We start from the raw sequence: 11,415 nt of genomic DNA, 5'->3' as shown, positions 1-11,415 counted from the left end.
CAACGCGCCCGCCGGCCAGTGCGCCGACGCCGCCCTGAAGGTCGACGTGCACTACGTCGACTCGAGCGCCGGCCACCTCGACTACAACGTGGTGTTCACGAACACGGGGAGCACCTCCTGCGAGCTCCGCGGAGCACCCGGCGTCTCGGTGGTCGACGCGTCGGGCGTCGAGATCGGCGAAGCCGCGACCCGAGTGGGCGAYGACGACCCGCAGACGCTCACGCTCGAGCCCGGGGCATCCGTCGCCGCGCCGCTCACCGCCGTGAACATCGACCCCGACGGCGGCCCGCTCCCCGACTGCCCGGTCGTGCAGGGCGCCGCCTGGCTCGTGTATCCGCCGCACAGCTTCACCGCCGTCACCGTCTCGACCGGCCAGCCCGTGCCGGCGTGCGAGAGCACCGCCGACTTCCTCACCGTGAGCGCGGTGCAGCAGGGCTGACCCCGCGGATTCCCGGAGCCGCGAGCCGCGGGATCCAGAACTGAATCCTGCCGAACGACCTCCCCGAACCTGTCACAAATCACCCCCCTCCGGTGTCTTAACTGATGAAGACACAAGGAGGAGGACATGCGCAGGATCGTGATCGTCGGCGGCGGGTACGCCGGGTTCTACACCGCGTGGAAGCTCGAGAAGCGCCTCAAGCCGCGTGAGGCCGAGCTGGTGATCATCGACCCGCGGCCGTACATGACGTACCAGCCGTTCCTGCCCGAGGTCGCCGCGGGATCCATCGAGGCGCGCCACGCGGCGGTCTCCCTGCGCTCCCACCTGAAGCGCACGCGCATCATCGCCGGCGGCGCGACCATGATCAGCCACGCCGACAAGACCGTGACGGTGCGCCCGGCCGACGGCCCCGACTTCACCGTCGACTACGACCTCATCGTCGTCACCGCCGGCGCGGTCACCCGCGTGCTGCCCATCCCGGGCGCCGAGGAGGTGGCGATCGGCATGAAGCACGTCGAGGAGGCCGTCGCCATCCGCGACCGCCTGCTCACCGCGTTCGACCGCGCATCCGTCATGGAGCCAGGCCCCGACCGTCGGCGCCTGCTCACCTTCGCGTTCGTGGGCGGCGGATTCTCGGGGGTCGAGGGCTTCGGCGAGCTGCTGTCGCTCGCGACGGCGCTGCTGAAGTCGTACCCCGAGATCCGCTTCTCGGAGCTCGCGTTCCACCTCGTCGAGGCGAACGACCGCATCCTCCCCGAGGTGACGGATGCCCCGGGCCGCTGGGTCGTCGACTCGCTCCGCGCCCGCGGCGGGCACGTGCACCTGAGCGCCCGCGTCATGTCGGCGGTCGACGGGCACGTGGTGCTCTCGAACGGCGAGGAGTTCGACGCGAACCTCATCGTGTGGACGGCCGGCAACGCCGCGCATCCCGTGATCGCGAAGCACACCGACCTTCCCACCGACGAGCGCGGCCGCGTCATCGTGCGCCCCGACCTGCAGGTCGGCACGGCGGATGCCCCAGTACCCGACGCGTGGGCCGCCGGCGACAACGCCGCGGTGCCCGATCTCGCCGTCGCGGCATCCGGAGCCCTCACCGTGCCGAACGCACAGCACGCGGTGCGACAGGGCAAGCGCCTCGCCGCCAACATCGCCGCGACCCTGCACGGCGAGAAGCCGCGCGACTACCGGCACGACTCGCTCGGTGTCGTCGCGACGCTCGGGCTCGGCCGCGGCATCTTCCAGTACAAGAACCTCGTCATCACCGGCTGGCTCGCCTGGCTCATGCACCGCGGCTACCACGTGCTGGCCATCCCGACGTGGGAGCGAAAGATCCGGGTGCTCGTCGTGTGGCTGACCGCGTTCGTGCTCGGCCGCGACATCGTGTCGCTGCTCTCGGTGCAGCAGCCGCGCGAGGCGTTCGTCTCAGGAGGTGTCCCTCATGCCCGTTGACCGCCGGCACGCCGAGCCCACGCTCGACGAGCCGCTGACCACTGAGCGACGGATGCCGCGGCCCTCCGTGAGCGACCGGCTCGCCCGCGGCATCCGGAACCTGACGTTCTTCGGCCACCGCGTCGGCGACGTCGAGGCCGAGGCGCGCCGGCGCACGGTGCCGCGGCACTGGACGAACCTGTTCGGCGTGGTGACCCTCGCGTGCATCGTGGTGCTGATGGTCACCGGCGTGCTGCTGATGTTCTTCTACACGCCCTCGAGCGACGAGACGACGTACACCGGCGGGTACCTGCCGCTGCACGGCGCGACGGTGTCGGAGGCGTTCGCGTCGACCATGTTCATCACGTTCGACCTGCCGGGCGGGCTGCTCATCCGCCAGGCGCACCACTGGGCGGGGCTGCTGCTGCCCGCGGCGATCATCATGCAGCTGCTCACGACGTTCTTCACGGGCGCGTTCCGGCGGCCGCGGCGGGGCATGTGGGTGCTGCTGTTCCTCATCTTCGTGGCCGCCCTTGCAACCGGGTGGAGCGGCTACGCGCTGCCGGACGACCTGCTGTCGGGCACGGGCCTGCGCATCACCGAGGGCATCGCGCTCGGCATCCCGGTCGTGGGCACCTGGCTGTCGTACCTGCTGTTCGGCGGCGAGTTCCCGGGCGAGGTCATCGAGCACCTGTACCCGCTGCACGTGGCGGTGTTCCCGGCGCTGCTGATCCTGCTCGTCGCGCTGCGCGGGCTCGCCGCGTGGCAGCACGAGCCGCCGCAATTCCCGGGCCTCGGGCGCACCGAGGACAACGTGGTCGGCGACCCCATGCCCGTCGCGGCCGCCCGCGCGGGCGGACTCTTCGCGATCGTCACCGGCCTGCTCGTGCTGGTCTCGGCGGCGGTCACCGTGAACCCGATCTGGCTCTACGGCCCTGCCGACTCGGGCAGCGCCGGAGCCGGCAGCCAGCCCGACTGGTACACCGGATTCCTCGACGGCGCGCTGCGGCTGGTGCCCCCGGGCTGGGAGTTCGAGTGGCTCGACCGCACCTGGACGCTGGCCATCCTCGTGCCCCTCGCGGTCGTGACCGCGTACCTGCTGCTCGTCGCCGTCTACCCGTTCGTCGAGGAGTGGATCACGGGCGACCACCGCGAGCACCACCTGCTCGAGCGCCCGCGCAACGCCCCGACCCGCACCGGCATCGGCGTCGCCGCGGTCGTGTTCTACGGCGTGCTCTGGCTTTCCGGCAGCGCCGACCTCATCGCCACGCACTTCTCGTTGACGTTCGAGGGCGTGATCCTCGTGCTGCAGGTGCTCGTGGTGCTCGGGCCGGTGCTCGGCTTCTTCATCGCCCACCGCGTGTGCCTGGCGCTGCAGAAGAAGGACCGCGAGCTGCTCCTGCACGGCTACGAGACCGGCCGCATCGTGCGCCTGCCCGGTGGCGAGTACATCGAGGTGCACCGCCCGATCAGCGAGGCCGAGCGCTGGCGCATCGCGGTTCCGGATGCCCCGCGGGTGCTCACGCTGGCTCCCGACGAGCGCGGGCGGGTCACCGTCGCGCAGCGGCTGCGTGTGCGGCTGTCGCGGTTCTTCTTCGAGGATCGGGTCGTGGTGGGGCCGGCGGAGCTGCCGGCGGTCAAGCCCTTGTCGCAGGTCGGGCAGGCTCCCAGAGTGGAATGAGGACGCGACGCGCGCGCCCATCGGAACGGAGGGACGACCGATGACCGACTCCACCACGCCGAACGGCGGCACGCCCGAGCAGGCCGACCTCGACGAGGCCGCACTCGACCGCTCCAAGGACTCGAAGCCCGGTGGCGACACGCCCGACACCGACCAGCCTGCGGCGCCCGGCAACGCCGAGCCGCTCACCGACTCCACCGACGGCGGCCTCGACGGCGGAGACCCGGGCGTCGAAGAGTAGCCCGACCAGCGACTGCCGGGGCTGACCACAAGCCTCGGCCGCGGCATCCGTGTCAGGCCCGCCGCGCCGAGCGAGGCGGCCGGGAGCGCATGTGGCGCACGACCGTGCCGAGCAAGCGAGTGAGCTCGTCGCGGTCGGCGTCGTCGAGCGCGTCGACGAGCACCTCGCGCACGACCTCGACGTGCCCGGGCAGCACCCGTTCGAGCAGCTCGGCACCCTTCGGTGAGAGCGTCACGTTCACGCCGCGGTCGTCGCGCGGCGACGGCACCCGCTCCACGAGTCCGGCCTTCGCGAGCTGGCCGACTTGGTAGGTCAGGCCGCTCTTGCTGTGCACGAGCCGGTCGGCCAGGTCGGTCATGCTCTTCGGCGACGACGGATCCTCACCGCAGATCGCGAGGATCTGGAACTGCACGAAGCTGAGGCCGCCGTCGCGCCGCAGCTGGCCCTCGACCCCGTGCTGCACGAGCGCGCTGACTTCGAGCAGGGCGAAGTAGACGCCGAACTCCGGCGGCAGGGCCGGGGGTACGGTGACGTCTGGCATGCCCGAAAGCGTACGGCAAAAACTTGTTCGAATTGGAAATAGATCTGGCGTGGCGCTCGTTGTGTCGAGTATCAGATAGTTCGAATTCGAAGGAGTTAATCGAACATGACCGCTACACACCCCGCCCCCACCGAGACGTCGGCCGACGTGCTGTGGTCGCCGACCCGCCTCGGCCGCATCGAGCTGGCGCATCGCATCGCGATGGCCCCGATGACCCGCAGCCGCGCGACCGGCGACGGACTGGTCACTGACCTCACCCGCGAGTACTACGCGCAGCGCGCCTCCCTGGCCATGCTCGTCACCGAGGGCACGCAGCCGTCGCAGGACGGACAGGGTTACCTCGCGACGCCGGGCATCCACACCCAGGAGCAGGCGGAGGCATGGGGCCGGGTCGCCGACGCCGTGCACGAGGCCGGATCGACCCTCGTCGTACAGCTCATGCACGTCGGCCGCGTCGCCCACCCCTCGAACACCCCGCACAGCCGCACGCCGCTCGCGCCGTCGGCCGTCGCCGCCAAGGGCGACATGTTCACGGCGACCGGCCCGCAGCCGATGCCCGTGCCGCGCGAGATGACGGAGGCCGACCTCGCGCAGACCATCGCGGACTTCCGCCGGGCCGCGCGTCTCGCGGTCGACGCGGGCGCCGACGGCGTCGAGCTCCACGGGGCGAACGGCTACCTGCTGCAGCAGTTCCTGAGCACCAACGCCAACCGCCGCACCGACGGCTACGGCGGCAACATCGCCGGACGCGTCCGCTTCTCGGTCGAGGTGGCCACGGCCGTCGCCGACGAGATCGGCGCGGACCGCGTGGGGTTCCGCATCAGCCCCGGAAGCCCCCTCGGTGACATCGAGGAGGCGGATGTCGCCGAGCTCTACCCCGCGCTCGTCACGGCGCTCGCCCCGCTGCACCTCGCCTACCTGCACGTCGTGCACCTCGGCGACGAGGCGCTGCTCCGCAGCATCCGCGACCGCTGGCCCACCGGGCTCGTGCTCAACCGCGCCGGCGCCGACATCGAGCGTCGTGCGCAGGACGTGCGCGACGGCCTGGCCGACGTCGTGAGCGTGGGCGCCCTCGCGCTGGCCAACCCCGACCTCATCGACCGCATCACCGCGGGAGCCGCGATGAACGAGCCCGACCGCGCCACCCTCTACGGCGGCGGCGAGCGCGGCTACACCGACTACCCGCGACTGGCGGCCTGAGCCGGCCATGACCACCACGAACACCGCCACCACCACGACCACGAACACCACCACGAAGGACACCACCACCATGCGCTCCATCCAGTACACCCACTACGGCCAGCCGACCGTGCTCGAGCCCGTCGAGCTCCCCCGCCCCGAGGCGGGCCCCGGCGAGGTGCTCGTCCGCGTCGCGGGCACGACCTTCAACCTGGTCGACGCCACCATCCGCGCCGGCTACCTCACCGAGGTGTTCCCCGTCGAGCTGCCCCACGTGCCGGGCATCGACGTCAGTGGCACCGTCGTCGCCGCCGGCGAGGGGGTCTCGCCCGACCTCGTCGGCCAGGACATCGTCGCGTTCCTCCCGATGACCCGCCCCGGCGCATCCGCCGAGGTCGCGGTCGTGCCCGCCGAGCTGATCGCCCCGGCGCCGCGTTCGATTCCGCTTCCGGATGCCGCGGCCCTCGCCTCGAGCGGACTCACCGCCTGGCAGGCGATCGTCGAGCACGGCGGCGTCCGTGCGGGGCAGCGCGTGCTCGTGAACGGCGCCGGAGGCGGGGTCGGCGGCTTCGCCGTGCAGCTCGCCGCTGCGGCCGGCGCGACCGTGATCGCCACGGCGAGCGCGCGAAGCCGCGACGCCGTGACCGCACTCGGCGCGTCGCAGGTCATCGACTACACGACGACCTCCGTGGTCGACGCCGTGACCGAGCCCGTCGACGTCGTGCTGAACCTCGTGCGCACGTCGCCCGAGCAGACCGCGGCACTCGTCTCGCTCGTGAAGCCCGGTGGGGTCTTCGTCTCGACGACGACGCCCGGCGAGGTGCCGCCCGGCACCGACCTCCGCACCGTGAGCATCCTCACGCGCAGCGACGCCGCCCAGCTGGCGCACCTGTCCGAACTCGTGGACGCCGGTGAGCTGCGCGTCGACGTGAGCGCGCACTACCCGCTCGAGGAGCTCGCCGCCGTGCACGCCCTCGGCGAGGCCGGCGCCCTCCGAGGCAAGGTCGTGCTCACGCCGACGCACGACGGCGAGGATGGCGGCGACCGGCGGTAGCGCCGGAGCACGCGGCATCCGCCGTCGCCACCCAGACGCCAGAACGGATGCGCCCATGGCGGGCGCATCCGTTCGGCGTTGCAGGCATCAGGGCATCGGCGCATCAGGCGGATCGAGGCTTCGGCCTAGATGGCCGGCGTGCGGCGGTAGCCGTCGCGGCGGAACTGCACCAGCGACGACGTGACCGCCGTCGCCGCGAGCAGTCCGAGCAGGATCATGGTGGCGAACATCGCGCACCTCCTTTCAGTCGAAGAAGTCAGTGAGTTGTCGGTGGCTGGGTGGGCTCGGCCGTCACGGCCGGCTGGGGAGCGTGGCCGGGTGCCCGTGCGAGCCGCTCGGGGTGAACGCTGCGACCATGCGGTCCCAGCGGGAGCGGTCGGGTGCGGCCGACGCGATCTCGGTCGACGCGGTCGACGCCGACTGCGCCTCGAGCGCGCGACGCTCCGCAACCCGGCGGCGGTACGCGTTGATGCGGTCAGCCGCAGCGAGGTTCTGCTCGTGCATGGTGTGGGCCAGGTAACCGTTTGCGAGGTCCATGGTTCCGTTCCCTTCGGGTGAGTGTGGTGGCGGTTTTCGCCTGAGACCACACTCCTCTCGCGAGGGATCCCGCGAATCGGCAGCGACTACCGATGTTGCGCTGGCGCGCTACTGACGTCACGGATGCCGCTGCGCATCAGCTACCGAGACCACCCTCGCCGCGCGTGCGGCAGGTGACTACGCTGACCCCTGGAACCAGACCGGAAGGTGGTGAGTTCCATGTCTGCGACGAAGCAGTGGAGCATCACGGTCGAGATCGACGAAGACGACGACGAAGACAGCACGCTGGCGCACCTCACCCTGAGCACGCCGGCCGGCCACCTGGTGACCGGCGTCGGCACGGCGCAGCGCAATCCGCACGATCCGCGCGTGCCCGAGATCGGCGACGAGCTCGCGGTCGCCCGTGCGCTGCGCAACCTCGCCGAGCGGCTGCTGCACACGACGGAGAACGACATCAAGGGCGCCACCGGCGAGCAGGCGCACCTGCACCGCTAGTTCACGCCAAGCGGATGCCGCTCCGCCCGGCTACCTGGTCGTCCACATCTACCGGGTCGTCCACATCGCGGCCTGGATCGCCCCTGAGACGAACCCAACCGTGCCGATGATGTGGCCCTTCTCGGAGATGTCGAAGACGTTGACGCCGCTGTCGATGCCCTCGCGGAGGTCGAACACCTCGCCGTTCTGCCACAGGAACGCGCCCGCCTCGAGGTCCTCGCCCACTGCCCGCCAGTACGTGCCGATGACCTGGCCCTTGTCGTTGATGTCGACTGCGCGACTTGCCGTGCCGTCCGGCCCGACGATGGTGTACACGCCGTCGTGCCAGAGGAACGCCACCTCGTCGCCGCCTTCGATGCCGCTCGTGCCGACGACCCACCCGGCCTCGTTGATCGCCGCGGGCTCGGACGGCAGGCGGCCGGGAATGGATCCCAGGTAGGTGAAGACGCCCGACTCCCAGATGAACGCGCCGTTGAGGAAGCTGGCACCGAGCACCTGGCCGCGGTTGTTGAGGTCGACGACGCCGTTGCCGCCGAACGCGGTCGGATCCCCGATGGGAGTCACCGCACCGCCCGACCAGACGAAGCCCAGCTCGAAGCTCTCGGGTGAGAGGCCGGCGCCGAGCACCACGCCCTTGTCATTGAGGTCGATGACGCGACTGTCGGTGCCCCACCCGGGAATCGGCCCCAGGTCGGTGCGCACGCCCCGCTCCCAGAGGAAGGGGTTCGTGTTCGACTCGCCCGTTGCGGGGTCGGTCATCAGCACGGTGCCGGCGACCTGCCCCTTCTCGTTCACCAACCGCGCGTCGACGATGCCGAGCGAGATCTCGCCGGTGCGGCTCCAGAGCACCGACTCCACTGGTCCGCCTTCGGGCGCCCGCTGCAACACGACCTGGCCCTTGTTGTTGATGTCCTCTGCGGCGCTGGCGAAGTAGTCCGGGGCGAGGTCGATCATCACGCCGTCGTCCCACAAGAACGCGTGGAATTCGCCGTCGGCGGTCTCGGACACCCCGACGACCTGGCCTCGGTCGTTGACCGCGACCGGATAGCTCACCTCGCCGCCGAGGGTGCCGAGCATCGTGAGGGTGGGAGCGGCGCTCACCTTTACCGCGTTCGCGGCTGTTGCGGTCGGCAACAACAGGGCGCCCACCGCGAGGACAAAGACGAGGATTCGGGTTCGCATCGTCGGCTACCTTCCAGGCGAGCTCCATTGCGCGCCCGGGCCTGTCCTACTCCTCTCCGCACGAAGCGGCAACCGGCAGAAGCCATCCGGCTTCACTGGCGCCGAGGGTTTCGCGCTCTCGGCGGCGCGACCGGCGACGAGGGCGACGCTCACTCCTCGTCGAGCGCTCCCGGGTACAGGTCGTCGAGGAGCCCCAGCGCGATGTCGCCGAGCACCTCCTCGAGCTCGCGGTGCAGCGTCTCCTCGCCCTGGGCGCGGCGCGACCAGATCACGGCGAGCCGATCCCCCTCGGCCACCACCGCGTCGACCACCATCGGCCGCCAGTGCGGCGGGTACTCGCCCTCGCGCCAGGCGCCACGACCGCGGCCGTAGTGCGCGACAGCGAGGTAGCGCAGCACCGCCGACGTGACGAGCCCGTCGAGGAACGCCTCCTCCCACCGCAGGCTCGACTCGTCGCGTCCGCGCACCACGTTGACCCCCTGCGCGACGCCTGCGCCGCCGAGCGCGCCGAGGATGGCACCGGCGACCATGCCCGCACCGAACGTGAGGCCGCCCGCGATGAGGTCGGCGCCCAGCCCCGTGAGCGCGCCCGAGACGATGCCGCCGACGGCGGCCGTGCGGGTGGTGTCGAGCGGTGCGTCGACGCGGATGTCGCCCGCCACCCGCTCGAGCACCTCGTCGGCAGCCCGCCCCTCGAGCCGGTGGATCGCGATGAGCCGCTCGGTGCCCTGCCGCAGGTCGCCCTGCAGGCGCTTGGCCATGCGATCGGTGGCATCCGTTCGGGCCTGCGTTCGCCCCGGGCTCGGCAGGCCGAGCGAGCCACCGACGCGCGAGGCGAGCGACTCCGACTTCGATGACGGCGGCGTCAGCGTCACGCGCTCGACGGCGGCCCGCGCGATCGGCCCGGCGAGCGCGGCCATCGCCGCGGAGAACTCGTCCATCCGCAGGTCGCGCCAGGCGGCCGACAATCGGGCGAACGCCGGCCGCGAGGCATCCGGAACCAGCGGCTCGATGGTGTCGAACAGTGTGAACTCCTGCACCCAGCAGCGGGCGAACGCGTCGAACGCGAGCACCTCGCGCACGTGCCCCGACGACGCGAGCGCCGCACGCCAGCGCGCGGCATCCGCCTCTTCAACGGCACGCTCGCGCGGTGGACCCGTCTGGTTCAGCAGCACGAGCACGGGCTTGCCGATGTACTCGAGCACCTCGAGCTCGGAGTCGAGGTAGCCGGCGTCGGCGGGCGCCTCGGCGGCGTTCACGAGGTAGAGCACCACGTCGGCCTGCTCGGCGACGTTGCGCACGGCGAGCTGGCTGAGCCACAGCACGCGGTCCTGGTAGCGGTCCCACACCTGCGACAGGAACCACCCGATGGGGTTGCGGTCCTGCCGCAGCCGGCGCGCGAGTCGCACGCTGTCGCCGAAGCCCGGGGTGTCCCACAGCGTGAGCAGGTCGCCGTCGGCCGTCTGCACGAGCGGGTACGGCGTCGCCTCGGCGGTGACGTGCGGGGCGTCGCGCACCTCGCCGACGTCGCGTCCGAGCAGCGTGCGCGCGAGCGTCGTCTTGCCTGCGTTCGTGTGCGAGATGAGCGAGAGCGAGACGGCGCCGGCGTCGAGGCCCGCAATGCTCAGTCGGTTCGGGTCTGGGCTGCTCGGCAGGCTCAGCCCAGCGGATGCCTCGTGCTCGGTCATCGCCGCCGCCCCGAGTCGGGCGTCGTCGCGTCGCCGTCGTGGGCGGATGCCGCGTCGGCGAGCTGCGCCTCGGCTGCCGCCAGGTCGGGGTCGGCGAGGTCGACGAACACCGGCACGCCACGGTGCGCCTCGATCAGCTCGCGCCACACCGCCCGGCGCTCCTCGCGGCGCGAGTCGCCGCCACCCCAGCGCGCTACGAACGCGGATTCGTCGACGAGCACGACGGTGGTTCCGGATGCCGCGGCGCGACCTCCGCCCGCCCGGAGGGCGTCGAGGAACTCGCCGTGCGCCGTGCCCTCGGGCGTGGCCGTGAGGCTGAACAGCGCCAGGCGGATCTCGAYGGCGCCGGTGGAACGCGCGCCCGCGGCCTCCGTCACCGGACTCACCCACTCGTCGTCGCCCCACCCCACGGGCGCATCGATGGTCGCGGCGGCGTTGCCGTAGGCCCGGGCGACGAGCGCCTCGAGCCCCGCTCGCGCCTCGGGCGTGAGGGTGTAGCTGTAGGGGATGACACGAACGCGCGTCGGCTCACCCACCCACCCGGCGACGAGCCGGCGGTAGTACGGCTCGTCGAGGGGCAGCGCGACGTTCGTGGCGCGGCGGCGCTCGACCAGGCCCGCGACGATGGCGAGCACGAGCCGCGGGATGATCACGACGACGGCGACCGTGCCGGCCATGAGGTGCATCCACGTCGCGGCGTTCTCGCTCGCGGGCGCGCGGATCGCCTCGATCGCGGCCACGTCGGGCACGGGGATGCCGGTGAGCCACGAGCCCGGCGCGAGCGTGACCGACAGCAGCGCGTGCACCTGCTCGGCACCGAGGAACGTGCTCTCCCAGGTTGCCCGGTACTCGAACGCGAGTCCGCGCGTGTACAGGCCGGCGATCACACCGAGCGCGGTCGCCGCCGCCGCGAGGTGCAGCACGCGCGCGGCCCGCGCTCCGTACAGCGG

The 11,415-nt window shown here is 71.8% G+C and carries 12 protein-coding genes; 7 read left to right on the top strand and 5 right to left on the bottom strand.

What is annotated here, in order from left to right:
* From AC1DY2_RS07890 to AC1DY2_RS07875, 4 genes are all read left to right on the top strand, one after another.
* On the top strand, window positions 1–439 hold a 439-nt coding region (locus AC1DY2_RS07890; protein WP_476761917.1), incomplete at its 5' end, for a DUF4232 domain-containing protein.
* Between the two features lie 126 nt (window positions 440–565).
* Window positions 566–1,888 (top strand): NAD(P)/FAD-dependent oxidoreductase, encoded by a 1,323-nt coding sequence (locus AC1DY2_RS07885; RefSeq protein ID WP_476761916.1) that lies wholly within the window; start codon window positions 566–568, stop codon window positions 1,886–1,888.
* Window positions 1,878–3,548, top strand: coding sequence for a cytochrome bc1 complex cytochrome b subunit (qcrB, locus tag AC1DY2_RS07880; RefSeq protein WP_476761915.1), 1,671 nt, complete (start codon window positions 1,878–1,880; stop codon window positions 3,546–3,548). The genes AC1DY2_RS07885 and qcrB overlap by 11 nt, the downstream gene beginning before the upstream one ends.
* Window positions 3,549–3,588: 40 nt before the next feature.
* The gene (locus AC1DY2_RS07875) at window positions 3,589–3,789 is read left to right on the top strand and encodes a hypothetical protein (protein WP_476761914.1); all 201 of its coding nucleotides are present in this window, start codon (window positions 3,589–3,591) and stop codon (window positions 3,787–3,789) included.
* Window positions 3,790–3,841: 52 nt separating this feature from the next.
* Here the strand turns inward: AC1DY2_RS07875 and AC1DY2_RS07870 are convergent, their stop codons facing one another.
* The gene (locus AC1DY2_RS07870; RefSeq protein ID WP_476761913.1) at window positions 3,842–4,330 is read right to left on the bottom strand and encodes a MarR family winged helix-turn-helix transcriptional regulator; all 489 of its coding nucleotides are present in this window, start codon (window positions 4,328–4,330) and stop codon (window positions 3,842–3,844) included.
* Window positions 4,331–4,435: 105 nt separating this feature from the next.
* On the opposite strand from AC1DY2_RS07870, the gene AC1DY2_RS07865 reads away from it, so the two are divergent.
* A complete protein-coding gene (locus AC1DY2_RS07865) occupies window positions 4,436–5,530 on the top strand; it encodes an alkene reductase (RefSeq protein ID WP_476761912.1) in 1,095 nt (364 codons plus the stop codon).
* Window positions 5,531–5,537: 7 nt separating this feature from the next.
* Complete coding sequence (locus AC1DY2_RS07860) at window positions 5,538–6,563, top strand: NADP-dependent oxidoreductase (RefSeq protein ID WP_476761911.1); 1,026 nt, start codon at window positions 5,538–5,540, stop codon at window positions 6,561–6,563.
* 291 nt (window positions 6,564–6,854) lie between these two features.
* Here AC1DY2_RS07860 and AC1DY2_RS07855 read toward each other — a convergent pair whose 3' ends face one another.
* Complete coding sequence (locus AC1DY2_RS07855) at window positions 6,855–7,100, bottom strand: hypothetical protein (protein WP_476761910.1); 246 nt, start codon at window positions 7,098–7,100, stop codon at window positions 6,855–6,857.
* A 219-nt stretch (window positions 7,101–7,319) separates the two neighbouring features.
* On the opposite strand from AC1DY2_RS07855, the gene AC1DY2_RS07850 reads away from it, so the two are divergent.
* Window positions 7,320–7,595: a DUF1876 domain-containing protein gene (locus AC1DY2_RS07850; protein ID WP_476761909.1), complete on the top strand. Its 276-nt coding sequence runs from the start codon at window positions 7,320–7,322 to the stop codon at window positions 7,593–7,595.
* A gap of 48 nt (window positions 7,596–7,643) precedes the next feature.
* On the opposite strand, the gene AC1DY2_RS07845 is transcribed toward AC1DY2_RS07850, so the two are convergent.
* The 3 genes from AC1DY2_RS07845 to AC1DY2_RS07835 form a co-directional block, all read right to left on the bottom strand.
* Complete coding sequence (locus tag AC1DY2_RS07845) at window positions 7,644–8,777, bottom strand: hypothetical protein (protein WP_476761908.1); 1,134 nt, start codon at window positions 8,775–8,777, stop codon at window positions 7,644–7,646.
* Window positions 8,778–8,926: 149 nt separating this feature from the next.
* Window positions 8,927–10,465 (bottom strand): DUF3482 domain-containing protein, encoded by a 1,539-nt coding sequence (locus AC1DY2_RS07840; protein ID WP_476761907.1) that lies wholly within the window; start codon window positions 10,463–10,465, stop codon window positions 8,927–8,929.
* Window positions 10,462–11,415: DUF2868 domain-containing protein (locus AC1DY2_RS07835; RefSeq protein WP_476761906.1), on the bottom strand; the 954-nt coding region annotated here is incomplete at its 5' end. The genes AC1DY2_RS07840 and AC1DY2_RS07835, both read right to left, overlap by 4 nt.

This window comes from Agromyces sp. P1_H4 (assembly GCF_056405255.1).
This window is presented reverse-complemented; position numbering and strand designations above follow the sequence as displayed.

What these genes read in the sequence shown, in the direction of transcription:
- AC1DY2_RS07885 (WP_476761916.1), top strand. Translation starts at nt 566, where the DNA reads ATGCGCAGGATCGTGATCGTCGGCGGCGGGTACGCCGGGTTCTACACC.
- qcrB (WP_476761915.1), top strand. Translation starts at nt 1,878, where the DNA reads ATGCCCGTTGACCGCCGGCACGCCGAGCCCACGCTCGACGAGCCGCTG.
- AC1DY2_RS07875 (WP_476761914.1), top strand. Translation starts at nt 3,589, where the DNA reads ATGACCGACTCCACCACGCCGAACGGCGGCACGCCCGAGCAGGCCGAC.
- AC1DY2_RS07870 (WP_476761913.1), bottom strand. Translation starts at nt 4,330, where the DNA reads ATGCCAGACGTCACCGTACCCCCGGCCCTGCCGCCGGAGTTCGGCGTC.
- AC1DY2_RS07865 (WP_476761912.1), top strand. Translation starts at nt 4,436, where the DNA reads ATGACCGCTACACACCCCGCCCCCACCGAGACGTCGGCCGACGTGCTG.
- AC1DY2_RS07860 (WP_476761911.1), top strand. Translation starts at nt 5,538, where the DNA reads ATGACCACCACGAACACCGCCACCACCACGACCACGAACACCACCACG.
- AC1DY2_RS07855 (WP_476761910.1), bottom strand. Translation starts at nt 7,100, where the DNA reads ATGGACCTCGCAAACGGTTACCTGGCCCACACCATGCACGAGCAGAAC.
- AC1DY2_RS07850 (WP_476761909.1), top strand. Translation starts at nt 7,320, where the DNA reads ATGTCTGCGACGAAGCAGTGGAGCATCACGGTCGAGATCGACGAAGAC.
- AC1DY2_RS07845 (WP_476761908.1), bottom strand. Translation starts at nt 8,777, where the DNA reads ATGCGAACCCGAATCCTCGTCTTTGTCCTCGCGGTGGGCGCCCTGTTG.
- AC1DY2_RS07840 (WP_476761907.1), bottom strand. Translation starts at nt 10,465, where the DNA reads ATGACCGAGCACGAGGCATCCGCTGGGCTGAGCCTGCCGAGCAGCCCA.